Genomic DNA, 24,138 nt, shown 5'->3' with positions numbered 1-24,138 from the left:
GACCATGGCAGACGACCCCTTCCTCATCGGCGGGCTCTCCCTCTCCTCGCGCCTGATCATGGGTACGGGCGGGGCGCCGAGCCTCGACGTCCTGGAGCGCTCCCTCGTCGCGTCCGGCACGGAGCTGACGACGGTCGCGATGCGCCGCCTGGACCCGGGTGTGCAGGGCTCCGTGCTCTCCGTCCTGGACCGGCTCGGCATCCGTGTGCTGCCCAACACGGCGGGCTGCTTCACCGCGGGCGAGGCCGTCCTCACCGCCCGCCTGGCGCGCGAGGCGCTCGGCACGGACCTGGTGAAGCTGGAGGTGATCGCCGACGAGCGCACCCTGCTGCCCGACCCGATCGAGCTCCTGGACGCCGCCGAGACCCTGATCGACGACGGGTTCACGGTCCTTCCGTACACGAACGACGACCCGGTGCTCGCCCGGAAGCTGGAGGACGTGGGGTGCGCGGCGATCATGCCGCTCGGCTCCCCCATCGGCTCCGGGCTCGGCATCCGCAACCCGCACAACTTCCAGCTGATCGTGGAGCACGCGCGCGTGCCGGTGATCCTGGACGCGGGCGCGGGCACGGCGTCCGACGCGGTGCTCGCGATGGAGCTGGGGTGCGCGGGTGTGATGCTCGCCTCCGCGGTGACGCGGGCGCAAGAGCCGGTCCTGATGGCGGAGGCCATGCGGCACGGGGTCGAGGCGGGGCGCCTCGCGCACCGGGCCGGGCGGATCCCGCGGCGGCACTTCGCGGAGGCGTCTTCCCCCGCGGAGGGCTTGGCCAGGCTGGACCCGGAGCGGCCGGCGTTCTGAGGGGTCCGACTCCCGGGCCCCGCCTGCCCCGCCTGCCCCGGGGCCCTGTTACAGCTCGGCTGCAGTACGGCTGTGAATCCCCCCGGACGGGATGGGCTGTCGGCGTCGGCTCGTAGACTCCCCTCCGTGGACACGACCCTTCAGGACCCCCTCGTCGGGCAGCTGCTCGACAGCCGTTACCGGATCGACGGACGCATCGCGGTCGGCGGGATGGCCACGGTCTACCGGGCCGTGGACACCCGCCTCGACCGCGTGCTCGCGCTCAAGGTCATGCACCCGACGCTCGCGGCCGACGCCTCCTTCGTCGACCGCTTCATCCGCGAGGCCAAGTCGGTGGCGCGCCTCTCCCACCCGAACGTGGTCGGCGTCTTCGACCAGGGCACCGACGGGTCGTACGTCTACCTCGCGATGGAGTACATCGCGGGCTGCACCCTGCGCGACGTCCTGCGCGAGCGGGGCGCCCTGCAGCCCCGGGCCGCGCTCGACATCCTGGAGCCGGTCCTGGCCGCGCTCGGCGCCGCGCACCGCGCCGGGTTCGTGCACCGCGACATGAAGCCGGAGAACGTCCTCATAGGGGACGACGGCCGGGTGAAGGTCGCCGACTTCGGGCTCGTGCGCGCGGTGGACACCGTCACGAACACGACGGGCACCGTCCTCGGCACCGTCTCCTACCTCGCTCCCGAGCAGATCGAGCACGGCACGGCGGACACCCGCGTGGACGTGTACGCGTGCGGTGTCGTCCTCTACGAGATGCTGACCGGCGGCAAGCCGCACTCCGGCGACTCCCCGGCCCAGGTCCTCTACCAGCACCTCAACGAAGACGTGCCGCCCCCGTCGGCGGCCGTCCCCGGGCTCCCCTTCGAGCTGGACGAGCTGGTCGCCTCCGCCACCGCGCGCACCCCGGACGTCCGCCCCTACGACGCCGTGGCGCTCCTCGCCCAGCTCAGGGAGGCGCGAGCCGCGCTGACCGAGGCGCAGCTCGACGCGGTGCCTCCGCAGGCGCACGCGACCGGGCACGACAACGCCGAGGACCGCACGAGCGTGATCCCGCGCGCGGTGCGTTCCGTCCAGCTCTCGCTGCCCACCGAGGGCGAGCAGGGCGGGCAGAGCGGCCAGGACGCCCTGAACCGCACCAGCGTCCTCGCGACCCCGCCGCCCGGACCGCCTCCCGCGCCCCGGGCCTCCCGTCGGCGCTTCGACCCGCGCCGGCGCACGGTCGCGCTGATAGCCGCCGTCCTGCTCGTTCTCGGCGTCGGCACCGGCGTCTGGTACATCAACTCCGGCCAGTTCACGAAGGTCCCGCCGCTCCTGGCGAAGACCGAGGCACAGGCGAAGCAGCGGCTCGACGAGGCCGGGCTCGACGTGCAGGACATCAAGCGCGAGTACAGCGACACGGACAAGCGCGGCACGGTCATGGGCAGCGACCCCGCCGCGGGCGACCGCATCCGGCACAACGGCAAGGTGACGCTGACCGTCTCGCTGGGCCCGGAGACCGTGAAGGTCCCGGACGTGAAGAACATCCCGCTGGCCACGGCGAAGAAGGAGCTCAAGAACTCCGGGCTCGAACCGGGCATGGTCACCAAGACCTTCAGCGACGACGTCAAGAAGGGCTCCGTGATCAGCACGGACCCGCGGGCCGGCTTCACCCGCAAGGCGGGCTCTGCCGTCGCCCTGGTCGTCAGCAAGGGCGAGTCCGTCCAGGTCCCGGACGTGACGGGCGACTCCCAGGAGGACGCCACCGCCGAGCTGGAGGAGTCCGGGCTCAAGGTCGAGATCGGGGAGCCGGTCGCCTCCGACGAGGACAAGGGCACCGTCCTCAAGCAGTCCGTCCCCGAGAACAAGCTCGTCGCCAAGGGCGACACGATCGAGCTGACGGTCTCCAAGGGTCCGCCGATGATCGAGGTCCCGGACGTGACGGGCATGAAGGTCGACGAGGCCACGGACAAGCTGGAGGGCGCGGGCTTCGAGGTGGACGAGAACCGCGGTCTGCTCGGCCTCTTCGGGGACACCGTGAAGAGCCAGTCCGTGGAGGGCGGCGACAAGGCCCCGAAGGGCTCGACGATCAGCATCGAGATCCGCTGAGCGCGGGGCGCTGCGCTTGGCCCGGCGGGCGTCTGCACCTGGGGTTCGTCTGTGGGGCGGGGCCGCGGGGGTATGTCCGTACGCGCCATCTTTGTTGCGGGGCTTGGCCGCTGCGGCTGGGGGGAGCTTTGTGCGCAGTGCTCCGTGCGGACATACCCCCACGTCCCCTCACGCGCGCGTGCGACGGCGGGTGAGTGGGGGTGCCCTCGACTGCGTACGCGACCGCGGAGGAGTGGGGCGTACGGGACCGCTTCGTGGGTGCTCACGCGCGCGTGTCACCCTTGAGCGCGTGAGCAGCAACAAGTCCCTTGATCCAGCGTCCCGCAACCCCGTCGGCGGCCACGTCCCCGTGGCCGGCGGGCTCGCCTCCGTCGGGCTCTCGTACGCCCGTGAGCTCGGGGCCGAGACCGTCCAGGTCTTCGTCGCCAACCCCCGCGGCTGGGCGACCCCGCCCGGCAATCCGAAGCAGGACGAGGAGTTCCGCGCGGCCTGTGCCGCCGAGAACATTCCCGCGTACGTCCACGCGCCCTACCTCATCAACTTCGGCTCGCACACCGAGGCGACCGTCGAGAAGTCCGTGGAGTCCCTGCGTCACTCGCTGCGCAGGGGCAGGGAGATCGGCGCGCTCGGCGTCGTCGTGCACACCGGCTCGGCGACCGGCGGCCGGGACCGCTCGGTGGCCCTGAAGCAGGTGCGCGAGTACATGCTGCCGCTGCTGGACGAGCTGACGCACGACGACGACCCGTTCCTGCTCCTGGAGTCGACCGCGGGCCAGGGGGCCTCGCTCTGCTCCCGCACCTGGGACTTCGGGCCGTACTTCGAGGCGCTCGACGCCCACCCGAAGCTGGGCGTCTGCCTGGACACCTGCCACATCTTCGCGGCGGGCCACGACCTGGCGGGGCCCAGCGGCATGAAGCAGACCCTCGACCTGCTCGTGGAGACCGTCGGCGAGGGCCGCCTGAAGCTCGTGCACGCCAATGACTCCAAGGACGTCGTCGGCGCCCACAAGGACCGTCACGAGAACATCGGCACCGGCCACATCGGCGAGGAGCCCTTCCGCGCACTGATGGCCCACCCCGCCACCGAAGGCGTACCGCTGGTCATCGAGACGCCCGGCGGCAAGGAAGGGCACGCCGCTGACGTGGCACGACTCAAGAAGCTGAGGGGCTGAGGAGCGATCGGCAACCCTTGAGGAATACCCCTGGGGGGTATACGGTTCCTGTCAGGCGGCAGGAACCGTTGTCCGACGTTGGGGGAATTCCATGCAGCACGACACTCACGATCACGCCGAGCACGCGCACCACGGTGACCACGGACACCAGCACCACGGCATGGGCAAGGTCAGCTGGCGCATGGCCGCTCAGGCCACCCTCCACTGCCTCACCGGCTGCGCCATCGGCGAAGTGCTCGGCATGATCATCGGCACCGCGCTCGGCTGGGGCAACGTGCCGACGATGGCCCTCGCGATCGCCCTGGCCTTCACCTTCGGGTACGCCCTCACGCTGCGCGGCATCCTCAAGGCCGGCGTCGACTTCAAGACGGCCTTCCGCGTCGCGCTCGCCGCGGACACCCTGTCCATCGCCGTGATGGAACTGATCGACAACGGCGTGATCGCCCTGTGGCCCGGCGCCATGGACGCACACCTGTCGGACCCGATGTTCTGGTGGATCCTCGCCATCGCCCTGGCCGCCGCGTTCGTGATCACGACTCCGGTGAACAAGTGGATGATCGGCCGCGGCAAGGGGCACGCGGTGGTGCACCAGTACCACCACTGATCACGCGCCGATCGGATCCTGGTCAGGAGTCGATCAGGCACACAGGACTAGAGCTCGGGGCCGTCCCCGGGCTCTTCCTGGTAGGAGTAGCGCTGCTCCCGCCAGGGGTCGCCGATGTTGTGATAGCCGCGCTCCTCCCAGAAGCCGCGGCGGTCGGCGGTCATGTACTCGATGCCGCGGACCCACTTCGGGCCCTTCCACGCGTACAGATGAGGGACCACGAGCCGGAGCGGGAAACCGTGCTCCGCGGTGAGCAGTTCGCCGCCTTTGTGGGTGGCGAAAATCGTGCGCTCCGAGGCGAAGTCGTCCATCCGCAGATTCGAGCTGAAGCCGTACTCGGCCCAGACCATCACATGGGTGGCGTTCGGCGCGGGGGGCGCGATCTCCAGGAGGGTGCGGGCGGGGACACCACCCCACTCGGCGCCCAGCATGCTGAACTTCGTGACGCAGTGCAGATCGGCGACCACCGTGGCATACGGCAGGGCGGCGAACTCCTCGTGCGTCCAGCAGCGCTTCTCGCCGTCCGCGGTGGCCCCGAAGACCCTGAACTCCCAGCGCTCCGGGCGGAACTTCGGCACCGGGCCGTAGTGCGTGACCGGCCAGCCGCGCTGCAGCCGCTGCCCCGGCGGAAGCTCCGGCTCCGCTGCCTGTCGAGATGCGCGTTCCGCCGGCTGACCCATGACTCCATCCTGACAGACCCGGGACGGTGGACGTGACCAGGCAATGCCCCGGGCACACGGATCGGGGCAACTCCTACTAAGCGTGCACTTACTGGACGGCCTCCGAACACCGGTGCAAGGATGCGCGCTACCTGCCCAGTTACCCGTGCGGAAGGAGCCTCTGCGATGCAGGGCGACCCCGAGGTCATCGAATTTCTCAATGAGCAGCTGACCGCCGAACTCACGGCGATCAACCAGTACTTTCTCCACGCCAAGATGCAGGAAAACTTCGGCTGGACGAAGCTCGCGAAGTACACCCGGTCCGAGTCGATCGACGAGATGAAGCACGCGGAGGTGCTGACCGACCGGATCCTGTTCCTCGACGGCCTGCCCAACTACCAGCGGCTCTTCCACGTCCGCGTGGGCCAGACGGTCACCGAGATGTTCCAGGCCGACCGGCAGGTCGAGGTGGAGGCGATCGACCGCCTCAAGCGCGGTATCGAGGTGATGCGCGGCAAGGGGGACATCACGTCCGCGAACATCTTCGAGTCGATCCTCGAGGACGAGGAGCACCACATCGACTATCTGGACACCCAGCTCGAACTGGTCGAGAAGTTGGGCGAGGCGCTCTACATCGCGCAGCTCATCGAGCAGCCGGAGGGCTGAGCCGCCCCGTGGCGACGGGGTGCCTCGTGGAGACGGGCTAGGCCGCCTCGTCCAGGTCGGAGAGCACCGGCTCTCCCTGGTCCACGAGCTCACGGCGGGGGCACGCGCCCCGGCCGAGCAGTGCCTGGATGCGCCGCACGCACGAACCACAGTCCGTGCCCGCCTTGCAGGCCGACGCTATCTGGCGGGGGGTGCAGGCACCGTCCTCCGCGTGCTTCTTCACCTGCGCCTCGGTGACCCCGAAGCAGTTGCAGACGTACACGCGGTTCACCTCCCGGACAGGACTTATCGGTAGCGCCGTCCCGATTGATCGGTGAGGCTAACCTAACCTTACCCGCGACGTCGGGCGTGCAAAAGCCCCGGATACGCCGGTGGGGCACGGATCACACGGATCCGCGCCCCACACGTGCGTACAGGAGAGAACTACTGGTCGCGGTACATCTCCGCCACCAGGAACGCCAGGTCCAGCGACTGGCTGCGGTTGAGCCGCGGGTCGCAGGCCGTCTCGTAGCGCTGGTGGAGGTCGTCGACGAAGATCTCGTCGCCGCCACCCACACACTCGGTGACGTCGTCACCGGTGAGCTCGACGTGGATGCCGCCCGGGTGGGTGCCGAGGCCCTTGTGGACCTCGAAGAAGCCCTTGACCTCGTCGAGCACGTCGTCGAAGCGGCGGGTCTTGTGGCCGGAGGCCGCCTCGTAGGTGTTGCCGTGCATCGGGTCGGTGATCCAGGCGACGGTCGCGCCGGACGCGGTGACCTTCTCGACCAGCTCGGGCAGCTTGTCGCGGACCTTGTCGGCGCCCATGCGGACGATGAAGGTCAGCCGGCCGGGCTCGCGGTCGGGGTCGAGGCGCTCGATGTACTGCAGCGCCTCCTCGGCCGTCGTGGTCGGGCCGAGCTTGACGCCGATGGGGTTGCGCACCTGGGAGGCGAACTCGATGTGCGCGTGGTCCAGTTGGCGCGTGCGCTCACCGATCCAGACCATGTGGCCCGAGGTGTCGTACAGCCTGCCGGTGCGGGAGTCGGTGCGGGTCAGCGCCGATTCGTAGTCGAGCAGGAGCGCCTCGTGGGAGGCGTAGAACTCGACGGTCTTGAACTCCTCCGGGTCGGTGCCGCAGGCCCGCATGAAGTTCAGCGCGTTGTCGATCTCGCGGGCCAGCTGCTCGTACCGCTGGCCGGAGGGGGAGGACTTCACGAAGTCCTGGTTCCAGGCGTGCACCTGGCGCAGGTCCGCGTAGCCACCGGTGGTGAAGGCGCGCACCAGGTTGAGCGTGGAGGCGGAGGCGTTGTACATCCGCTTCAGGCGCTCGGGGTCCGGGACGCGGGCGGCCTCGGTGAAGTCGAAGCCGTTGACGGAGTCGCCCCGGTAGGTCGGGAGCGTGACGCCGTCGCGGGTCTCGGTGGGCTTGGAGCGCGGCTTGGAGTACTGCCCCGCGATGCGGCCGACCTTCACGACGGGCACGGAGGCCGCGTACGTGAGGACGGCGCCCATCTGGAGCAGGGTCTTGAGCTTGTTCCGGATGTGGTCGGCCGACACGGCGTCGAAGGCCTCGGCACAGTCGCCGCCCTGGAGCAGGAACGCCTCTCCCTTGGCGACAGAGGCCAGTCGGGCGCGCAGCTGGTCGCACTCGCCCGCGAAGACGAGCGGCGGATACGACTCGAGGTCCGCGATCACATCGCGCAGAGCCTCGGCATCGGGGTACTCGGGCTGCTGCGCCGCGGGCAGGTTTCGCCAGGTGTTGCCACCGCTTGCGGTGGTCTTAGCGTTCACGGTCACCCGGTCAACATTAAGGGGTCCGGCGCGCCGTCCAGTCACCCGCTCACGAAGTGAGACGGAGCAGACACAGTGGAGTGATCGGTTCCCGTTGCTCCCCCGGGCGCGTTCGCCGCGCGCTCGGCCGCGCTCGGCGCCGCCAGGGCGAACGCGCGATGCGTGCGGCGCAACATGAGGCGCGCCATGAACGGGTGGCCGAGCCTGACCACACCCCAGTACAGGCGGCCGCGCAGGGTGTCGGCGCGGGCGACGGTGCTGAGCGTGACGTGGCGCTCGTCGACGAGGATCGAGGCGCGGGCCGTCACTCCTGCCGTGTCCACGTCCATGAGCAGTTCGCCGCCCTCGCGGGCCAGGACCGGGAAGGCGTCGCGCAGGACCACCGTCCAGGCGGCGGGGTCGCGGGGCAGGCCCGGCGGGAGCTCCATGCGGTACGCGTCGCGGTAGGCGGGGCGGTCGAGGGCATCACGGATCAGGCGGGCGCCCTCGGGGATGTCCACCGCTTCGGGGCGGTCCCAGGCGAGGCGGTTGAAGAGCCGTACGCGGCGGGGCCGGCGGGTGGGGCGGGGCAGGTGGCCGGTCGCGGCGCGCTGCACGTTGTCGAGCAGCTCCTCGATCATCGTGTCGTGCACGGGCCGTACGACGGTCGGCCACAGCAGGCGTTCCATGCCGCGCGGCCGCATCTCCAGGACGTGCCGCACCCGGCACCTCTCCTCCCCCAGCGGCTCGACGACGATCTCGTGGAAGCCGTTCGCCGGCTCGGTGAAGCCGAAGCGGAGGCGGCGGCCCGGTTCGTGGACCGTGACCTCGTACCGCACCGGGCCGTGGCCGCCGACCGCGCCCACGCCGAGCGGGCGGTCGAAGGCGATCGCGGGCCAGGCGGGTGCCGGGAAAACCGGGTCGTCCTCGGCGGAGAGGCGGTCGATCAGGGCCCCGACCTTCCGCGCCGGGGCCTCGACGATCCGCTCGTGCTCGTTGCGCACCACACTCATGACGCACCTCCATACGCTGGCGTATGGTTCACCGTACGGTACCGTATGGTCATGGTGCAACGGCAGCCGAAGAACCCCGCGAAACCCCGTCTCGGCGCACAGGACTGGGCCGACGCCGCGCTCACCGCGATGCGCGAGGGAGGGCTCGCGGCCGTCGCCGTGGAGCCGCTCGCCGCCCGCCTCAAGACCACCAAGGGCAGCTTTTACTGGCACTTCGCGAACCGTGACGCCCTCGTCGAGGCCGCGCTCGCCCGCTGGGCCGAGACCGAGACGGAGGGCATGATCACGGCGGTCGAGGCCGAGCCCGGCGCCGAGCGGAAGCTGCGCCTGCTGCTCACCGAGGCCGTGCGCTCGGCGTCCTTCGACCCCCTGGAGGTCTCCCTGCTGGCCACCGCCGACGACCCCCGGGTGGCGCCGGTGCTGCGCCGGGTGACCGAGCGGCGCGTCGCGTACGTGGCGAGCCTCTTCGAGGAGCTCGGCTTCGCACCCGCGGAGGCCCACCGCCGCGGCCTGCTCAGCTACAGCGCCTACCTCGGCCACACCCAGCTCGCCCACGCCGTGCCCTCGGCGCTCCCCGCCGGCGAGGACCTGGACGCCTATCTCGACTCCGTCATCACTCCGCTGCTGCGCCCCGGAATCGGGTAAGGTGCCGGACATGCTCGCGCAGACGTCGTTCTCGACGACGACCCAGAACTGGTGGTGGCCCGCTCATCCGGCGGCCCACTGACTCTGCGCGCACACAGACTCGCGAAGGCCGCCCGAGGGGCGGCCTTCAGTGTTTTCCGGACTTCCCCGGACCGGGCCGTTCCTCTCCGAGTGAGAAGGAACAGAACCGATGGAGCTCACCAGCCTCCCGACCGACGACCGCCCGTTCTCCCGCCCGTCGCCCGCCACCACCCTCAACCGACTGCTCCACGAGCAGACCCCTTTTGCTCTTTTGCGCCGCCGCACGCCCGGCCGCGACCACGACACCGTCGAGGTCCTCATCGGCCCGACGGATACGTACGAACGACTCGCGGACATCCCCGAGGGGCTCGCCCTCGTCCCCTTCCGGCAGATCAGGGAGCGCGGCTTCGACGTCCGCGACGACGGCACGCCACTCACCGTCCTGACCCCCGAGGAGACCCACGAACTCCCGCTCGCCGAGGCCCTTTCGGCACTGCCCGCGCACGACGTGCGGGTGGAGGACGGGGACTTCGACGTGGCCGACGCGGCGTACGCGGACATCGTGGGGCGGGTGCTCCGCGAGGAGATCGGGCGGGGCGAGGGCGCCAACTTCGTCATTCGGCGTACGTACGAGGGGCGGATCCCGGACTTCGGCAGGGCGGACGCCCTCGCGCTCTTCCGGCGGCTGCTCGTGGGCGAGCGCGGCGCGTACTGGACGTACGTCGTGCACACCGGGGAGCGGACCCTGGTCGGGGCCAGCCCGGAGGTGCATGTGCGGATGTCCGGCGGGACCGTCGTCATGAACCCCATCAGCGGCACCTACCGCTACCCGGCCGAGGGACCCACGGCCGACGGCCTGCTCGCCTTCCTCTCCGACGGCAAGGAGATCGAGGAGCTCTCGATGGTCGTCGACGAGGAGCTCAAGATGATGTGCACGGTGGGCGACATGGGCGGTGTCGTGGTCGGCCCCCGCCTCAAGGAGATGGCCCATCTCGCCCACACCGAGTACGAGTTGAGGGGCAAGTCGTCGCTGGACGTGCGCGAGGTGCTCAAGGAGACGATGTTCGCGGCGACCGTCACCGGCTCTCCCGTGCAGAACGCCTGCCGGGTCATCGAGCGGCACGAATCCGGGGGCCGCGGCTACTACGCGGGCGCCCTCGCGCTCATCGGCAGGGACGCGGGCGGCGCGCAGACCCTGGACTCCCCCATCCTGATCCGCACCGCCGACATCTCCGGGGACGGGGCGCTGCGGGTGCCGGTGGGCGCCACGCTGGTGCGCGGCTCCGACCCGATGGGCGAGGTCGCCGAGACGCACGCGAAGGCCGCGGGGGTCCTTGCCGCGCTGGGCGTGCGCCCCGGGCGCCCCCGCGCGGAGGACGAGCGGCCCGCCCTCGCCGACGACCCGCGGGTGCGGGCGGCACTGGACGGCCGGCGCGCGGCCCTCGCGCCGTTCTGGCTGCGGATGCAGGAGCAAGGGCACGAGCTGACCGGGCACGCGCTCGTCGTGGACGGCGAGGACACCTTCACCGCGATGCTCGCGCACGTGCTGCGCTCGTCGGGCCTGAGGGTGTCGGTGCGGCGCTACGACGAGGAGGGGCTGCGGGAGACCGTCCTCGCGCACGAGGGGCCCGTCGTGCTCGGCCCGGGTCCCGGCGACCCGTCCGACCTCACCGACCCGAAGATGCGGCTGCTGCGCTCCCTGGCGGCGGAGGTGATCCGGGAGCACCGGCACGGCGTGCTCGGCGTCTGCCTGGGGCACGAGCTGATCGCCGCCGAGCTCGGCCTGGAGATCGTACGGAAGGAAGTGCCGCACCAGGGCGCGCAGACGGACGTCGAGCTGTTCGGGCGGACCGAGACCGTCGGGTTTTACAACAGCTTCGTGGCGCGTTGCGACGACGAGGCCGCGGCGGAGCTGGCCGCGCACGGCGTCGAGGTCAGCAGGGACGCGGCGAGCGGCGAGGTGCACGCGGTGCGCGGCCCCGGCTTCGCGGGTGTGCAGTTCCACCCGGAGTCGGTGCTGTCGCTGCGCGGGTCGCGGATCGTGCGGGAGCTGCTCGGTCAGCTCGTGGCCGCGGCGGGGACCAGGACGTTCTCCGAGCGGCGGCCCGCCTGATAGTCCAGGACGTTCTGCACCGTGGTGTCGATGATCTGCCCGACCGCGTCCACGGTGTAGTACGCCTGGTGGGAGGTGACCACGACGTTCGGGAACGTGACCAGGCGGGCCAGGGTGTCGTCCTCGACGACCTCCAGGGACTTGTCGAGGAAGAAGAGCCCCGCCTCGGCCTCGTACACGTCCAGGCCCACGCCCGTGAAGCGTCCCGCGCGCAACTCCGCGACCAGCGCCTCGGTATCGATCAGGCCGCCGCGGCTGGAGTTCACCAGGATCGCGTCGTCCTTCATCGCCCGCAGCGCGTCGGCGCCGATGATGTGCTGCGTCGCCGGGAGCAGCGGGACGTGCAGGCTGATCAGGTCGGCCTCGGTGAACAGCTGGTCCTTGTCGACGTACTTCATGCCGAGCTCGACGCAGGCGGGGTTCTCCGCGACGTCCCAGCCGAGCAGGCGCATGCCGAAGCCGTGCGCGATGCGGGTGAACGCCTCGCCGATCTTGCCGGTGCCGAGCACGCCGACCGTGCGGCCGCGCAGGTCGCGGCCCATCAGGCCGTCGAGACGGAAGTCGAAGTCGCGGGTGCGGTTGCTCGCGCGGACGATGCGGCGGTTGACGGCCATCGCGAGGGTCCAGGCGAACTCGGCCACGGAGTACGGCGAGTAGTACGAGACGCGGGCGACGGTCAGGCCCAGGCGCTCGGCGACCTGCAGGTCGATGTTGTTGAACCCGGTGGAGCGCTGGGCGATCATCTGCGTCCCGCCGGCGACGAGGGTCTGCAGGACGCGGTTGTCCAGGGTGGCGTTGACGCTGGAGGAGATGACCTCGTAGCCGGCGGCGATGGGGGCGGTGTCCTCGTTGAGGAAGACGTCGAGACAGCGGACGTCGTGATGCCCCTCGAAAGCCTTCTCGATCAGCGGCTTCTCGTCGGACTGGACGCCGAAGGCGAGGATCTCCATGGGCGTGAGTCTAGGGACGGTCCGGCGGGACGGCACCCGGAGCCGGGGCCGTCCCGCCGTGTCCTGCCCGCGTGAGGGGCGTTCCGGTCAGCCGAAGAAGACGCCGACCTCGGCGTACAGCGCCGGGTCCACCGTCTTCAGCTTCGCCGTGGCCTCGGCGATCGGGACGCGCACGACGTCCGTGCCGCGCAGCGCGACCATCTTCCCGAAGTCGCCGTCCCGCACCGCCTCGATCGCGTGCAGCCCGAAACGCGTGGCCAACCAGCGGTCGAAGGCGCTGGGGGTGCCGCCGCGCTGGACGTGCCCGAGGACCGTGGTGCGCGCCTCCTTGCCGGTGCGCCCCTCGATCTCCTTGGCCAGCCACTCGCCGACGCCGGAGAGCCTGACGTGTCCGAAGGAGTCCTGCGTGCCGTCCTTCAGGACCATGTCGCCGTCCTTGGGCATGGCCCCTTCCGCGACGACGACGATGGGGGCGTACGACGCCTTGAAGCGCGAGGTCACCCAGGCGCAGACCTGGTCGAGGTCGAAGCGCTGCTCGGGGATGAGGATGACGTTCGCGCCGCCGGCGAGGCCGGAGTGCAGCGCGATCCAGCCCGCGTGCCGGCCCATGACCTCGACGACCAGGACGCGCATGTGGGACTCGGCGGTGGTGTGCAGTCGGTCGATCGCCTCGGTGGCGATGCCGACGGCCGTGTCGAAGCCGAAGGTGTAGTCGGTTGCGGAGAGGTCGTTGTCGATGGTCTTGGGGACGCCGACGACCGGGACGCCGTACTCGTCGGTGAGGCGCGCGGCGACGCCGAGCGTGTCCTCACCGCCGATCGCGATCAGGGCGTCGACCTCGTTCTTGGCGAGCTGCTCCTTGATGCGACGTACGCCGTTCTCCGCCTTGAACGGGTTGGTGCGCGAGGAGCCGAGAATGGTGCCGCCGCGCGGCAGGATGCCGCGGACCGCGGGGATGTCGAGCTGGACGGTGTCGCCCTCCAGTGGACCGCGCCAGCCGTCCCGGAAGCCGACGAAGTCGTAGCCGTACTCCTGCACGCCCTTGCGGACGATGCCCCGGATGACGGCGTTGAGCCCGGGGCAGTCGCCGCCTCCGGTCAGTACTCCGACCCGCATGGAAAAGTCCCTTCGCCTCAGTGACCTGATGCGAGTCACGCTAATGGTGATCCAGGTCACTTCGGGACGGGGCGAACGGTCAATTCCTGCGCCGTACAGGGGAGTTGATCACGCGCGTTCACCCTTAAGAGGGTCGGGCGTCGGCGCCCTTGGCGAGGTCACGCGTCGTCAGCCTTGTCGATGCCTCGCTCTATCGCGTACCGCACGAGCTCCACCCTGTTGTGCAGCTGGAGCTTGCCCAGGGTGTTCTGGACGTGGTTCTGCACGGTGCGGTGCGAGATGACCAGGCGCTCGGCGATCTGCTTGTAGCTCAGGCCCTTGGCGACCAGGCGCAGGACCTCCGTCTCGCGGTCGGTGAGCTGCGGGGCCTTCGGGTCGTCCGGGGTGCCGGCCGCGGGCTCGGTGGCCAGGCGGCGGTACTCGCCGAGGACCAGGCCCGCGAGGCCCGGGGTGAAGACCGCGTCGCCGACGGCCGTGCGGCGCACCGCGTCGATCAGCTCCTCGGTGGAGGCCGACTTCAGGAGATAGCCGGTGGCGCCGGACTTGACCGCTTCCAGGACGTCGGCGTGCTCGCCGCTCGCGGAGAGGACCAGGACGCGCAGGGCCGGGTTGGCGCCGACAAGCTCCTTGCAGACCTGGACGCCGGGCTTCAGCGGGAGGTTCAGGTCGAGGACCAGGACGTCGGGGGCCGCGGCCTGCGCACGGCGGACCGCCTGCTCGCCGTCGCCCGCGGTGGCGACCACGTCGAGGCCCGCCTCGGCCAGGTCGCGGGCGACCGCGTCGCGCCACATGGGGTGGTCGTCGACGACCATGACCTTGATCGGGTCGGCGGCCGCATCCCCCGCGGCGGTCTCCGTGCCCCCCGTGGCCTGCGCGGTCTCCGTGATCTGCGTGGCCTGGGTGGCCTGCGTGATCTGCGTAACCTGCGTAGCCGGTTCCTGCTGGTGCTCGCTCATCGTGCCTTTCCTGCCTTCCCCCGTGGGTCCCGCGCCTGTTCGCGCGGGACCTTCAATTCCACTTCCGTGCCCTGGCCCGGCACCGAGATCAGCTCGGCCGTGCCCCCGATGTCCCGCAGCCGCCCCCGGATCGACAGGGCGACGCCGAGGCGCCCCTCCCCCTCGGCCTCCGCGAGCCGTCCCTCCGGGATGCCGGGCCCGTCGTCCCTGACCGTCACGATCACCTCGTCCGGATCGTCCTCGACGAGGATCCAGGCGCGCGCGTCCGCTCCGGCATGTCTGTGGACATTGTCCAGTGCGGCACTGACAGCCGCGGCCAGTTCCCCCGCGGCGCGCGGCACGAGGAGCACCGGCGCGCCCGGCTCGGAGAGGGTCACCTTCGACCCGGCGTGCGGGGCGAGGAGCGTGCGCAGGTCCAGGGGCGCGGTGTCGTCGGGCTCGTCGTCCGGCACCTCGACGGCGCGGACGACGGCGCCCTGCGAGGCGTCCTCCGACGCGTACGAGGTGCGTACCAGGCCGCCCGCGACCAGGGTGCGCAGCGCGACCTCCTGCTCGCCCGCGAGCCTGCCGAGCTCCGCGGCCTCGCCGCCGATGGCCGTGCCGCGCCGCTGCACCATGGCGAGGACCTGCAGGACGCTGTCGTGGATGTCGCGGGCCAGCCGCTCGCGCTCGCGGGTCGCGGCCTCGATCTCCAGGGCGCGGGCCAGGGTGCGCTCGGAGGCGCGGGCCACCTCCACGACGTAGCCGATGGCGATGGAGGCGATGCAGACCAGCAGGACGTTGTGCAGGGTGTCCCGGCTGAACGCCCCGCGCTGCACCACGTTGGCGACGCCCACCAGGAGCGACGCGAAGGCCGCCCAGCGCCAGCCGCCCTTGATCGCGTACGCGAGGACGGCGCCGGCGGTCCATATCGAGGGCAGCGTCGGGCCGCCGTCGACGATGCGCTGGTGCGAGTCGGCGAGCGGGGTCAGCAGGATGCCGGCGATCGCGATGGTCAGGTCCGCGACGAGGAAGCGCCGGGTGCAGCTCGCCGCGTTGGCGACGCGGGGCAGGGTGACGAGGGTCCAGGGCGCGAGCACCGCGTAGTACCCGATCGCCACCCAGGGGCGGTCGAGCTTCTCGTGGGCCGCCACGAAGAGCCCGATCGCGTACAGCATCGTCAGCACGCGGTAGGCGGTGAGCGCGCGCCACAGCGGCTGCTCGACCGACATCCTCATGACTCTCTCGCGCTTGGCCATGTCCCCCACCCCTGAACGGACGCGGCTAGGAGCCGGACCGTTCCTCGTCCTGCGCCTTGTCCTTCTCGCCCGCCTTCTCCCCGGCCTTGGCCGCCTTCGCCGCCTCGCTGATCTGGCGCTTCGCCGCCGTCGCGTAGATGTCGACGTACTCCTGGCCGGAGAGCTTCATGATCTCGTACATGACCTCGTCGGTCAGCGCGCGCAGCACGAAGCGGTCCTGCTCCATGCCCTGGTAGCGCGTGAAGTCGAGGGGCTTGCCGATGCGGATGCCGGGGCGCATCAGCTTCGGCACCACCTTGCCGGGCGGCTGGATCTTCTCCGTGTCGATCATCGCGACGGGCAGCACGGGGGCGCCGGTCGCCAGCGCCACGCGCGCGAGGCCGCCCGGCTTGCCGCGGTAGAGGCGTCCGTCGGGCGAGCGCGTGCCCTCGGGGTAGATGCCGAAGAGCTCGCCGCGCTCCAGTACCTCGATGCCGCTCTTGATGGCCGCCTCGCCCGCGCCGCGCGCGCCGGAGCGGTCCACCGGGAGCTGGCCCACGCCCTTGAAGAAGGCCGCGGTGAGCTTGCCCTTCACGCCGGGCGAGGTGAAGTACTCCGCCTTGGCGATGAAGGTGACCTTGCGGTCGAGGACCGCGGGGAGGAAGAAGGAGTCCGAGAAGGACAGGTGATTGCTCGCCAGAATCGCGGGGCCCTCGGCGGGGACGTTCTCAAGGCCCTCCACCCAGGGCCTGAAGCCGAGCTTCAGCGGCCCTCCGATGGCAACCTTCATTGCGCCGTAGATCAAACCGAGTGCCTCCTGTTTCTGTGGATCAGACCTTAACCCGGGGTGCGGGCAATGGGCCCGACGACCCTGGTCGGTGTCAGTCCGGTCGCGTACGGTGAAGTACTCCTCGAAACTCCCGCTCATCCCCTTGCCACATCTCACGAAGGAGACCGAACGTGCCGGTCCGCCCCGGAGCCGAGCCGTACCGCCACGAAGGCGGCGAGGTCGGCGTCCTCCTCTGCCACGGCTTCACCGGATCCCCGCAGTCGATGCGCCCCTGGGCCGAGTACCTCGCGGAGCGCGGCCTGACCGTCACGCTGCCGCTCCTGCCGGGGCACGGCACGCGCTGGGAGGACATGGCGATCACCGGCTGGCAGGACTGGTACGCCGAGGTGGAGCGCGAACTGCGCGCCCTCCTGGAGCGTTGCAAGAAGGTCTTCGTCTTCGGCCTCTCCATGGGCGGCACGCTCACGCTGCGCCTCGCGGCCAAGCACGGGGACGCGATCAGCGGCGTCGTCGTGGTCAACCCGGGCAACAAACTGCACGGCCTGGCGCCGTACGCGCTCCCGGTCGCCCGTCATCTCGTACGGACGACGAAGGGCATCGTCAACGACATCGCCAAGGAGGGCGAGGACGAGCTCGGGTACGACCGCGTGCCGCTGCACGCCGCGAACTCCCTGCGCAAGTTCTACCGCCTGGTCGACGGTGAACTGCCGCAGGTGACCCAGCCGTTGGTGGTCCTGCACAGCCCGCGCGACCACGTCGTCTCGCCCGCCGACTCGGTCCGGGTCCTCAGCCGCGTCTCCTCGACGGACGTCAAGGAGATCCTGCTGGAACAGAGCTACCACGTGGCGACGTTGGATTACGACGCGGACCGGATCTTCGAGGAGAGTTACGCGTTCATCAGCCGGCTCGCCCCCAGCGTCGGTAAGGAAGGGACGGCCACCGGTGGCTGAGCACGAGGCGGACCGCGACGAGAGCCGCGACCCGGAGAAGAGCCCCGAGGACGGGACTCCCCGCGACGGGGTGCCCCTGGACGAGGAGGCCGCCTGGCAGGCGATCGTCGCGGGGTACGGCGAGGAGCCCGCGGACCCGCCCGGCGCCAAGCCCTTCAAGTCGGTCGAGGACCTGGCGCTCCTGGAGACGGAGACGAACGGCCCGGCCAAGGACGCCCCCGCGCAGAGCGGCGCGGGCCAGGACACCGACAAGGACCCCGACGCCAAGTCCGGCCCCGGCAAGTCCGGCTCCGGCAAGGACAAGCCGCTCGGCAGCTCCGTCTCCTTCGCGCCGGGCATCGGCGGCCCGCGTGACTACACCACGCCGGAGCCCTCCGAGGACGACTTCGACGCGGACGACGAGGGGCACTTCGTGCCTCCGGAGCCGCCGCCCCTGCCCGAGGCCGACGTGACGGCCAAGTTCGCCTGGCTCGCCGTGCTCGGCGGCCCGCTGCTGATCCTGCTCGCCGTGCTGTTCGGCTGGCAGATGACGTGGTGGCTGACCACGCTCGGCATCGGCGGCTTCCTGGGCGGCTTCGCCACGCTCGTGATGCGGATGAACAGCGGGGACGACGACGAGGACGACGACCCGGGGCGCGGAGCGGTCGTCTGATTCCGCATACGCACCTGATTCCGCATACGCACCGCGGAAGGCCCGTCCGGACGTGTTCCGGGCGGGCCTTCCGCGTCGTGGGCGGCGCCGATGGAACCCGATCCGGCCGAGCGGCGAAGGAGAGGTGAACCATCCGCACAAGCCCAAGCCTTCGAGGCGTTCGGACGAACGAAAGGAGCCCCGATGACCGTCGAACCCGGCGTCCCCCTTCGCACGGGGCAGCACGCGCAGAGTGACGCCTGGTCCATCGAGCGGTCCCGGGACGAGCCCGAGCAGTTCGCCGCCCTCTACGACCGGCACGCCGACGCCGTCCATCGGTACGCGGCCCGCCGGCTCGGTCCCGAGGCGGCGGAAGACCTGATGGCGGACACCTTCGTCACCGCCTTCAAGCAGCGCCACCGCTACGACCTGACGCGGGACGACGCCCGCCCCTGGCTGTTCGGCATCGCGACCAACCTCATCGGCAGACACCGCAGGGCGGAGGCGCGGCGCTTCAAGGCGCTCGCCCAGCTGCCCGCCCCGGTGTCGCACGACGAGCCGGTCGCCGACCGCGCGGTCGCCCGCGCGGGTGCCGAGGGGATACGGAGCGACCTGGCGGCTGCCCTGGCCGGGCTCTCCGCCCGCAACCGCGACGTGGTCCTCCTGGTGGCATGGGCCGACCTCAACTACGAAGAGGCGGCCCAGGCGTTGGGGGTGCCGGTCGGCACCGTCAGATCACGGCTGCACCGGGCTCGCAGCACATTGCGCGAAGCACTGGGCGGATCCGATCCGACAGCTTTCCAGGAGGCACACGCCCATGAATGAGCTCGACGCACTGCGCGACTGGGACACGGGGGCTCCCCCGCTGGACGACGACGCGCGCCACCGCGGGCGGATCCGTCTCTTCGCCGCGATGAACGAACCGGCCGCCGCCGTACGTCCCGTGCGGCGCCGCCCCGTGCTGCGCATCGCCCTCGCGGGCGCCGTGGCGGCCGCGGTGGCGGGCACGGTGGTGGTGGCCGTGAACACCGGCGGGGACGAAGGGAACCACCGGGCCGCGCCGCACGCGAGCACGCCGCCGCTGCGCAACGTCAGCGCGCAGACCGTGCTCAACGGCGCGGCCGCCTACGAGCGCAAGCACGAGAAGACCGTCGCCCCGCGCGACGACCAGTTCATCTACACGAAGGAGATCATCAAGGAGACGGAGAAGGGGACCGGCGAGGTCAAGCGGCACGTCGACGAGAACTGGCGCTCCGTGGACGGCTCGAAGCGCTCCTGGATCATGGAGATCGGCAAGGGCTGGTGGTCGGAGCCGCTCAAGGACAACGAGACGTCGTGGCCTCCGCAGGACTGGGGCACCCTCAAGAAGCTGCCGACCGATCCGGAGAAGCTGATCCTCTCGCTGCTCCTCAAGTCGGGACCGAACGACAAGAACGACTCCCTGGACGACATCACGGACCAGGAGTGGTCGCACATCCACTTCAGCCTCGCCGGGCTGCTCAAGCTCGTCCCGGTGATGCCGGAGGGCCTGCGCCCCGCCGCGTACGAGGCGCTCGGCAAGGTCCCCGGCGTGAAGGCGGTCCCCGGCCAGAAGGACGCGAAGGGCCGCACGGGTGTCGCGATCACCTACGACGACCCGACGCAGGACGCCGACCCGTACGGCGGCTTCTTCGTCTTCGACCCGGAGACGTACGAGTTCCTGGGCTTCCGCGACACCCGCACCTCGGGTGAGGGCAAGACCATGAAGACGTACACCCAGCTCTCGTACCTCGACAGCTGGGCGATCACCGACAGGGCGAAGCAGCGCCCCAAGAGCTAGCGCGCGGGGGACGGGGGAACCCTGAGGGCGGCCAGGACCGGAAGGTGGTCCGTGGCCGCCCTCAGGTCTGTTCCGGTCACCTGGGGAAGGTCCAACGGCACACCGCAGCCCAGGACTTCGATCCCGGAGGTGGCGAAGATCGCGTCGATGCGCTGGTGCGGGTCCATGGGCGTCGAGGTCTGCTCGCCGCCCCAGGGCTTCGCGGCCCAGCAGTCCTGGAGCGCCGCGGCGATCCGGCGGAACGTCCGGCCGCCGGGGCGCTCGTTGAGGTCACCGCCCGCGACCGCGTGCTCCACGCCCATCCCGGCGAGCCGGTCGAGCAGCATCCCGCCCTGCTCGTACCGCTCGTCCGTCTGCAGGCTCAAGTGGCAGCTCAGGACGCCGAGTCGGGCCCCGCCGAAGCGGACGACGGCGGTCGCGAAGCCGCGCCGGTGCAGCCCGGGGGTGAGCGGCAGGAGCACGTCCTCGGTGCGCTCGACCGTGGCCCGCAGCGAGCAGAGCAGCGCGGGCCCGGACGCGGTGCCGCCGCCGGAGAGGATCACCAGGTCGGCGGCGCGCGCGAGGCGGGCCAGCTTCTTGCGCCAGCGGAAGAACCGCGGCGCCTCCTGGATCAGGACGAGGTCGGGGGCGCAGGCGGCGATGACCCGGGCGAGCGCGGTGGTGTCGTCGCGCATCGAGCGGATGTTGTAGCTGAGCACCCGGACGACGGCCGAACCGTCGGGTTCGGTGCGGGAGTTGGGAAGCGAATCGCTGGCCATGGCGATCAAGATACGCCGGGCACCCGGCCCCCGAGGCTCAGATACGCCAAGCGCCCGCCGCGTCCTCCAAGGACGTGACGGGCGCTCGGCGGTGTGTACGGGGGCCTCACATGACCGGGTCGGGCTCCCGCGCCAGGTCCGCCGCGCCGACGAGCCCCGCCTTGTTGCCCAGCTGGGCGGCGATGACCTGGGCCTCGGGGCGCCAGTTGCTGCCGACGAGCCAGCGCTTGAAGGACTTGCGGATCGGGTCGAGGACCAGCTCGCCCTCGTCCGAGAGGCCGCCGCCGATGATGAACGCGGACGGGTCGAAGAGCGAGGCCAGGTCGGCGAGACCGGCACCGGCCCAGCGGGCCAGCTCGCGGTAGGAGTCGACCGCGACCGCGTCGCCCTGGCGTGCGGCCATCGAGATGTGCTTGCCCTCGATGCCCTCGGGGGTGCCGTCGCCCAGCGAGAGGAGGTACTCGGCGTTCTCGGGGGTGGCGTTGGCGCGCTGCTTCGCATACCGCACCAGCGCGCGCCCGGAGGCGTACTGCTCCCAGCAGCCCTGCGAGCCGCAGCCGCACAGCAGGCCGTCCGGCACCATCCGGATGTGGCCGAACTCGGCGGCCACGCCGAAGTGCCCGCGGCGCAGCTTGTTGCCGATGATGATGCCGCCGCCGAGGCCGGTGCCGAGCGTGATGCAGATGACGTTGCGATGGCCCTTGCCGCCGCCGAACTTGTACTCGCCCCAGGCCGCGGCGTTGGCGTCGTTCTCCACGACGACCGGCAGGCTGACGCGCTTTTCGACCTCGTCCTTGAGCGGCTCCTGCCGCCAGTCGATGTTCGGCGCGAAGTAGACCGTGGAGCGCTGGCGGTTGACGTAGCCGGCGGCGCCGATGCCGACGCCGACGATCTCGTGACCGGCCCGCGCGCCCTCCACGGCGGAGGCGATCGCGTCGACGATGGCCTCGGAAGTACCAGGGGTCGGCACCTTGAAGGTCGAGAGGATGTTGCCGTCCTCGTCGACCACTCCGGCCGCGATCTTCGTGCCGCCGATGTCGACGCCGATGGTGAGTCCCATGAATCCCTCAGTTCGATCGAGCCCCGCTAAGGCCCACCGTACCCGAGGGGGGTCAGTCCAGATCGATGTGTTCGCCCGCCGACGGCCCCTCGTCCGGGCGGTCCTTGCCCGGCGCGTCGCCGCCCGTGCGCTCGCCGCGGGTCCACCGGCTCTCCTGGCCCTCGACCGCCGAGCGGTAGGCGGCGAGCAGCTCGGATCCGGCCGCCGCGAGGTGGTCGAAGACGTCGGGGTTGCGCTCGATGACCGGCTCGACGACCGCCTTCGCCTCTCTGACGACCTGCTTCAGGGTCTGCTCGACGGCGCCCTGCGCGACCGCGCCGAGCAGCGGCGCCTGGAGTCCGGAGAGCTTGTCGGAGACGGCGTCGACGAGCTTGCGCAGCTCCTCGGCTGCCGACCCTGGCGGCGGGCCGTACTGCGCGCGGCGGCGGGCCTTCTCCGCCTCCAGGTCCTCGGCGCACGCCTTCTCCCAGGCGTCGGCGTCGACTTCGGGGGCTTCGCGCTCGGTGGCATCGCTCATGTCTCTCGACGTTACCCGAATGGCGGTAGCCCGTTCACCGTGTGCGCGGCGGCGGAATTCAGCGGCCGCGCGGCCACAGGTCCGGATCGGGCGCGAACCGCACCCGCAGCTCGCCCTCGCGCAGGCCCGCCCCGGCGACGGTGCAGCGGCGCAGCGCGGACGGCAGGGTGACGATGCGGCGGAAGGGGCCCGCGGTGACGACGAGTTCGTCGCCGCGCCGGATCAGACCCAGTTCGTCGCGTACGACACCGGGGAGCGGGATGTGCCAGACGTAGGCGTGGCTCCCGTCGCCGTCCGGGGCCTCGGTGACGGGCCAGGCCACGAGGTCCGGGGCGGCGGTGGGCACCACGAGGCGGAGGGCCGCGAGGTCGTCGGTGCCGCGCGGGTCACGGCCGAGGTGCGGGGCCCTGACGACGTGGTCGTACGTGGTCTCCCACTCGGAGAGCGTCTTGTGCTGCTGGGCGGAGAGCCCCGCCAGCCAGGTGTCGGCGCTGTCGTCCGGGAGGATCCGGTTGGCGATCAGGAGGTCGGTGCGCAGGCCGTGCAGGGCGAGGCCCGCGACGGCGGTGCGCACGGCGTCGGCGCCCGCGGGACCCGGCTCGGCGACCAGCCGGACGGTGGTGCCGGGGGCTTCGAGCACGGCTTGCGCGGCGGCGAGCTCGTCCTCCCAGCGGGCCGCGGTCTCGTACAGCCAGGAGGCCGGCATCGGGACGCCCGCGAGGCGGCCGAGCATGGGGCGCAGGGCGCGGGCCGCCTGCCGCTCGGGCGGGAGCAGCCTGCGCAGATAGCGGCGCAGCTGCTCGGGCAGCGCGAGGGTGGCGATGGCCTTCGGGGCGGGCGGCAGGTCGACGACCACGGTGTCGTACGCGTCGTCGTGGGCGGCGTCGCGCAGGGCGCGCAGCAGGGCCAGTTCCTCGGCCCCGGGCAGCGGGGTCAGCTCCTCGCCGTCGACCCGGTCGGCGCCGAGCAGGTCGAGCGCGGAGGCGGCACGTTCCTGCAGGGCGAGCAGGTCGTCCCGGAAGCGGTCGTCGGGGGCGAGGTGCCGGGCGGTGAGCCCGGGATGCGCGTCCGGTCCGCCGAGCGCGGTGCCGAGGGTGTCGGCACGGTCGGCGGACAGCACGAGGACCCGGCGGCCGGAGCGCGCCGCGGCCAGCGCGGTGGCGGCCGCGACGGTGGTCCGCCCGGAGCCACCGGGACCAGTGACGAGAAGGGTGCGCATAAGGGTGAACGGTACGTCAGGGCCGTGCGGGGGTGCCGGGGCGCCCACTCGCCGTGGGGAGCCGTGCTGTTTCACGGCTCCCGGTCGTCGGTGGATGCTCGCGCCCACGCGGCGGAGCCGCATATCGACACAGCACCGCGCCCCTGAAAGCGGGGGCTGCGCCCCGCTTTCCCCGGCTCACGCAGCGCCGGACTCCACCCGCTTCTTCAGCCCCGCCAGCGCGCGGTCGATGATGACCTTCTCCGCCTTGCGCTTGATCATGCCGAGCATCGGGATCTTGACGTCGACGGTGAGCCGGTAGGTGACCTCGGTGCCGGAGCCCGCGGGCTTCAGGAGGTAGGAGCCGTCCAGGGAGCGCAGCATCTGGGACTTGACGAGGGTCCAGCTGACTTCGTTGTCCCCGGTCCAGGTGTAGCCGAGCGTCTGGTCGTCCTTGATCGCGCCCGCGTCCATGACGAGGCGGACCTGCTCGGCACGGCCCTGGGCGTCGGTGGCGAGGACCTCGGCCTCCTTCACCTCTCCGGTCCAGTCCGGGTAGCGGGCGAAGTCGGCGATCACCCCCATGACCTCGGCCGGTGCCGCCTCGATCGTGATGCTCGAGCTGGTGTGTTCCGCCATCGCTGTGGCTCCTCC

Annotated in this window: 26 protein-coding genes; 12 read left to right on the top strand and 14 right to left on the bottom strand. The window is 71.3% G+C overall.

Annotated features, from left to right (window positions below; all coding sequences use genetic code 11):
• Positions 1–4: 4 nt before the first annotated feature.
• The 4 genes from AB0B50_RS38145 (at position 5) to AB0B50_RS38130 (ending at position 4,656) form a co-directional block, all read left to right on the top strand.
• The gene (locus AB0B50_RS38145) at positions 5–799 is read left to right on the top strand and encodes a thiazole synthase (RefSeq protein ID WP_362340592.1); all 795 of its coding nucleotides are present in this window, start codon (positions 5–7) and stop codon (positions 797–799) included.
• Between the two features lie 126 nt (positions 800–925).
• Positions 926–2,881 (top strand): Stk1 family PASTA domain-containing Ser/Thr kinase, encoded by a 1,956-nt coding sequence (gene pknB, locus AB0B50_RS38140; protein WP_362340590.1) that lies wholly within the window; start codon positions 926–928, stop codon positions 2,879–2,881.
• A gap of 289 nt (positions 2,882–3,170) precedes the next feature.
• Complete coding sequence (locus AB0B50_RS38135) at positions 3,171–4,052, top strand: deoxyribonuclease IV (RefSeq protein WP_362340588.1); 882 nt, start codon at positions 3,171–3,173, stop codon at positions 4,050–4,052.
• 91 nt (positions 4,053–4,143) lie between these two features.
• Positions 4,144–4,656, top strand: a complete 513-nt coding sequence (locus tag AB0B50_RS38130; protein WP_362340586.1) for a DUF4396 domain-containing protein — start codon at positions 4,144–4,146, stop codon at positions 4,654–4,656.
• 47 nt (positions 4,657–4,703) lie between these two features.
• Here AB0B50_RS38130 and AB0B50_RS38125 read toward each other — a convergent pair whose 3' ends face one another.
• The gene (locus tag AB0B50_RS38125) at positions 4,704–5,336 is read right to left on the bottom strand and encodes a sulfite oxidase-like oxidoreductase (protein ID WP_362340584.1); all 633 of its coding nucleotides are present in this window, start codon (positions 5,334–5,336) and stop codon (positions 4,704–4,706) included.
• A gap of 165 nt (positions 5,337–5,501) precedes the next feature.
• Between AB0B50_RS38125 and bfr the strand changes: the two genes are divergently transcribed.
• A complete protein-coding gene (gene bfr, locus AB0B50_RS38120; RefSeq protein WP_362340582.1) occupies positions 5,502–5,981 on the top strand; it encodes a bacterioferritin in 480 nt (159 codons plus the stop codon).
• Positions 5,982–6,018: 37 nt separating this feature from the next.
• Here bfr and AB0B50_RS38115 read toward each other — a convergent pair whose 3' ends face one another.
• The 3 genes from AB0B50_RS38115 to AB0B50_RS38105 form a co-directional block, all read right to left on the bottom strand.
• Complete coding sequence (locus AB0B50_RS38115; protein ID WP_362340580.1) at positions 6,019–6,252, bottom strand: (2Fe-2S)-binding protein; 234 nt, start codon at positions 6,250–6,252, stop codon at positions 6,019–6,021.
• A 152-nt stretch (positions 6,253–6,404) separates the two neighbouring features.
• The gene (locus tag AB0B50_RS38110; RefSeq protein ID WP_362340578.1) at positions 6,405–7,757 is read right to left on the bottom strand and encodes a class II 3-deoxy-7-phosphoheptulonate synthase; all 1,353 of its coding nucleotides are present in this window, start codon (positions 7,755–7,757) and stop codon (positions 6,405–6,407) included.
• Positions 7,758–7,792: 35 nt separating this feature from the next.
• The gene (locus tag AB0B50_RS38105; RefSeq protein ID WP_362340576.1) at positions 7,793–8,743 is read right to left on the bottom strand and encodes a DUF2867 domain-containing protein; all 951 of its coding nucleotides are present in this window, start codon (positions 8,741–8,743) and stop codon (positions 7,793–7,795) included.
• A gap of 45 nt (positions 8,744–8,788) precedes the next feature.
• Between AB0B50_RS38105 and AB0B50_RS38100 the strand changes: the two genes are divergently transcribed.
• The 3 genes from AB0B50_RS38100 to AB0B50_RS38090 all read left to right on the top strand — a co-directional run bounded on the left by AB0B50_RS38100 (position 8,789) and on the right by AB0B50_RS38090 (position 11,522).
• Complete coding sequence (locus AB0B50_RS38100) at positions 8,789–9,388, top strand: TetR/AcrR family transcriptional regulator (protein ID WP_362340574.1); 600 nt, start codon at positions 8,789–8,791, stop codon at positions 9,386–9,388.
• A 10-nt stretch (positions 9,389–9,398) separates the two neighbouring features.
• Entirely contained in the window at positions 9,399–9,470 is a 72-nt protein-coding gene (locus tag AB0B50_RS38095) for a trp operon leader peptide (protein ID WP_362340689.1), read from the top strand.
• A 108-nt stretch (positions 9,471–9,578) separates the two neighbouring features.
• Positions 9,579–11,522 (top strand): anthranilate synthase family protein, encoded by a 1,944-nt coding sequence (locus tag AB0B50_RS38090; RefSeq protein ID WP_362340572.1) that lies wholly within the window; start codon positions 9,579–9,581, stop codon positions 11,520–11,522.
• Here AB0B50_RS38090 and AB0B50_RS38085 read toward each other — a convergent pair.
• From AB0B50_RS38085 to AB0B50_RS38065, 5 genes are all read right to left on the bottom strand, one after another.
• The gene (locus AB0B50_RS38085) at positions 11,468–12,472 is read right to left on the bottom strand and encodes a 2-hydroxyacid dehydrogenase (protein WP_362340570.1); all 1,005 of its coding nucleotides are present in this window, start codon (positions 12,470–12,472) and stop codon (positions 11,468–11,470) included. The genes AB0B50_RS38090 and AB0B50_RS38085 overlap by 55 nt on opposite strands.
• Positions 12,473–12,559: 87 nt before the next feature.
• Positions 12,560–13,588 (bottom strand): 6-phosphofructokinase, encoded by a 1,029-nt coding sequence (locus AB0B50_RS38080; RefSeq protein ID WP_362340568.1) that lies wholly within the window; start codon positions 13,586–13,588, stop codon positions 12,560–12,562.
• 158 nt (positions 13,589–13,746) lie between these two features.
• Positions 13,747–14,400 carry a response regulator transcription factor gene (locus tag AB0B50_RS38075; protein WP_362340687.1) on the bottom strand — a complete coding sequence of 218 codons (654 nt, stop codon included), beginning with the start codon at positions 14,398–14,400 and terminating at the stop codon, positions 13,747–13,749.
• A gap of 140 nt (positions 14,401–14,540) precedes the next feature.
• The gene (locus AB0B50_RS38070) at positions 14,541–15,782 is read right to left on the bottom strand and encodes a DUF5931 domain-containing protein (protein WP_362340567.1); all 1,242 of its coding nucleotides are present in this window, start codon (positions 15,780–15,782) and stop codon (positions 14,541–14,543) included.
• A 25-nt stretch (positions 15,783–15,807) separates the two neighbouring features.
• Positions 15,808–16,551 (bottom strand): lysophospholipid acyltransferase family protein, encoded by a 744-nt coding sequence (locus AB0B50_RS38065; protein WP_362340565.1) that lies wholly within the window; start codon positions 16,549–16,551, stop codon positions 15,808–15,810.
• Positions 16,552–16,721: 170 nt separating this feature from the next.
• On the opposite strand from AB0B50_RS38065, the gene AB0B50_RS38060 reads away from it, so the two are divergent.
• The 4 genes from AB0B50_RS38060 (at position 16,722) to AB0B50_RS38045 (ending at position 19,951) form a co-directional block, all read left to right on the top strand.
• Complete coding sequence (locus AB0B50_RS38060) at positions 16,722–17,501, top strand: alpha/beta fold hydrolase (RefSeq protein WP_362340563.1); 780 nt, start codon at positions 16,722–16,724, stop codon at positions 17,499–17,501.
• Entirely contained in the window at positions 17,494–18,153 is a 660-nt protein-coding gene (locus AB0B50_RS38055) for a hypothetical protein (protein ID WP_362340561.1), read from the top strand. Before AB0B50_RS38060 ends, AB0B50_RS38055 begins: the two co-directional genes overlap by 8 nt.
• A 183-nt stretch (positions 18,154–18,336) precedes the next feature.
• A complete protein-coding gene (locus AB0B50_RS38050) occupies positions 18,337–18,957 on the top strand; it encodes an RNA polymerase sigma factor (protein WP_362340559.1) in 621 nt (206 codons plus the stop codon).
• Positions 18,950–19,951, top strand: a complete 1,002-nt coding sequence (locus AB0B50_RS38045; RefSeq protein WP_362340557.1) for a CU044_5270 family protein — start codon at positions 18,950–18,952, stop codon at positions 19,949–19,951. Before AB0B50_RS38050 ends, AB0B50_RS38045 begins: the two co-directional genes overlap by 8 nt.
• Here the strand turns inward: AB0B50_RS38045 and AB0B50_RS38040 are convergent.
• The 5 genes from AB0B50_RS38040 to AB0B50_RS38020 all read right to left on the bottom strand — a co-directional run bounded on the left by AB0B50_RS38040 (position 19,948) and on the right by AB0B50_RS38020 (position 24,123).
• Positions 19,948–20,709, bottom strand: coding sequence for an endonuclease/exonuclease/phosphatase family protein (locus AB0B50_RS38040; protein WP_362340555.1), 762 nt, complete (start codon positions 20,707–20,709; stop codon positions 19,948–19,950). The genes AB0B50_RS38045 and AB0B50_RS38040 overlap by 4 nt on opposite strands.
• A gap of 106 nt (positions 20,710–20,815) precedes the next feature.
• Positions 20,816–21,769: an ROK family glucokinase gene (locus AB0B50_RS38035; RefSeq protein WP_362340553.1), complete on the bottom strand. Its 954-nt coding sequence runs from the start codon at positions 21,767–21,769 to the stop codon at positions 20,816–20,818.
• A gap of 52 nt (positions 21,770–21,821) precedes the next feature.
• Positions 21,822–22,286 carry a DUF5304 domain-containing protein gene (locus AB0B50_RS38030; protein WP_362340551.1) on the bottom strand — a complete coding sequence of 155 codons (465 nt, stop codon included), beginning with the start codon at positions 22,284–22,286 and terminating at the stop codon, positions 21,822–21,824.
• A 58-nt stretch (positions 22,287–22,344) separates the two neighbouring features.
• A complete protein-coding gene (locus tag AB0B50_RS38025; RefSeq protein ID WP_362340549.1) occupies positions 22,345–23,505 on the bottom strand; it encodes an ArsA-related P-loop ATPase in 1,161 nt (386 codons plus the stop codon).
• A gap of 177 nt (positions 23,506–23,682) precedes the next feature.
• Positions 23,683–24,123 (bottom strand): SRPBCC family protein, encoded by a 441-nt coding sequence (locus AB0B50_RS38020; protein WP_362340547.1) that lies wholly within the window; start codon positions 24,121–24,123, stop codon positions 23,683–23,685.
• Positions 24,124–24,138: the final 15 nt, after the last annotated feature.

Origin of the sequence: Streptomyces sp. NPDC041068 (assembly GCF_040647455.1) — a bacterium.
Classification (GTDB): Bacteria; Actinomycetota; Actinomycetes; order Streptomycetales; family Streptomycetaceae; genus Streptomyces.
The sequence above is the reverse complement of the archived record's forward strand: the minus strand, read 5'-3'. Positions and strand labels throughout refer to the sequence as shown.

Bases quoted from the DNA above. Each gene is read 5' to 3' on its own strand.
- AB0B50_RS38145 (WP_362340592.1), top strand. From the start codon at position 5: ATGGCAGACGACCCCTTCCTCATCGGCGGGCTCTCCCTCTCCTCGCGC.
- AB0B50_RS38130 (WP_362340586.1), top strand. From the start codon at position 4,144: ATGCAGCACGACACTCACGATCACGCCGAGCACGCGCACCACGGTGAC.
- AB0B50_RS38125 (WP_362340584.1), bottom strand. From the start codon at position 5,336: ATGGGTCAGCCGGCGGAACGCGCATCTCGACAGGCAGCGGAGCCGGAG.
- bfr (WP_362340582.1), top strand. From the start codon at position 5,502: ATGCAGGGCGACCCCGAGGTCATCGAATTTCTCAATGAGCAGCTGACC.
- AB0B50_RS38105 (WP_362340576.1), bottom strand. From the start codon at position 8,743: ATGAGTGTGGTGCGCAACGAGCACGAGCGGATCGTCGAGGCCCCGGCG.
- AB0B50_RS38100 (WP_362340574.1), top strand. From the start codon at position 8,789: ATGGTCATGGTGCAACGGCAGCCGAAGAACCCCGCGAAACCCCGTCTC.
- AB0B50_RS38090 (WP_362340572.1), top strand. From the start codon at position 9,579: ATGGAGCTCACCAGCCTCCCGACCGACGACCGCCCGTTCTCCCGCCCG.
- AB0B50_RS38085 (WP_362340570.1), bottom strand. From the start codon at position 12,472: ATGGAGATCCTCGCCTTCGGCGTCCAGTCCGACGAGAAGCCGCTGATC.
- AB0B50_RS38080 (WP_362340568.1), bottom strand. From the start codon at position 13,588: ATGCGGGTCGGAGTACTGACCGGAGGCGGCGACTGCCCCGGGCTCAAC.
- AB0B50_RS38075 (WP_362340687.1), bottom strand. From the start codon at position 14,400: ATGGTCGTCGACGACCACCCCATGTGGCGCGACGCGGTCGCCCGCGAC.
- AB0B50_RS38070 (WP_362340567.1), bottom strand. From the start codon at position 15,782: ATGGCCAAGCGCGAGAGAGTCATGAGGATGTCGGTCGAGCAGCCGCTG.
- AB0B50_RS38065 (WP_362340565.1), bottom strand. From the start codon at position 16,551: ATGAAGGTTGCCATCGGAGGGCCGCTGAAGCTCGGCTTCAGGCCCTGG.
- AB0B50_RS38050 (WP_362340559.1), top strand. From the start codon at position 18,337: ATGACCGTCGAACCCGGCGTCCCCCTTCGCACGGGGCAGCACGCGCAG.
- AB0B50_RS38045 (WP_362340557.1), top strand. From the start codon at position 18,950: ATGAATGAGCTCGACGCACTGCGCGACTGGGACACGGGGGCTCCCCCG.
- AB0B50_RS38040 (WP_362340555.1), bottom strand. From the start codon at position 20,709: ATGGCCAGCGATTCGCTTCCCAACTCCCGCACCGAACCCGACGGTTCG.
- AB0B50_RS38035 (WP_362340553.1), bottom strand. From the start codon at position 21,769: ATGGGACTCACCATCGGCGTCGACATCGGCGGCACGAAGATCGCGGCC.
- AB0B50_RS38030 (WP_362340551.1), bottom strand. From the start codon at position 22,286: ATGAGCGATGCCACCGAGCGCGAAGCCCCCGAAGTCGACGCCGACGCC.
- AB0B50_RS38025 (WP_362340549.1), bottom strand. From the start codon at position 23,505: ATGCGCACCCTTCTCGTCACTGGTCCCGGTGGCTCCGGGCGGACCACC.
- AB0B50_RS38020 (WP_362340547.1), bottom strand. From the start codon at position 24,123: ATGGCGGAACACACCAGCTCGAGCATCACGATCGAGGCGGCACCGGCC.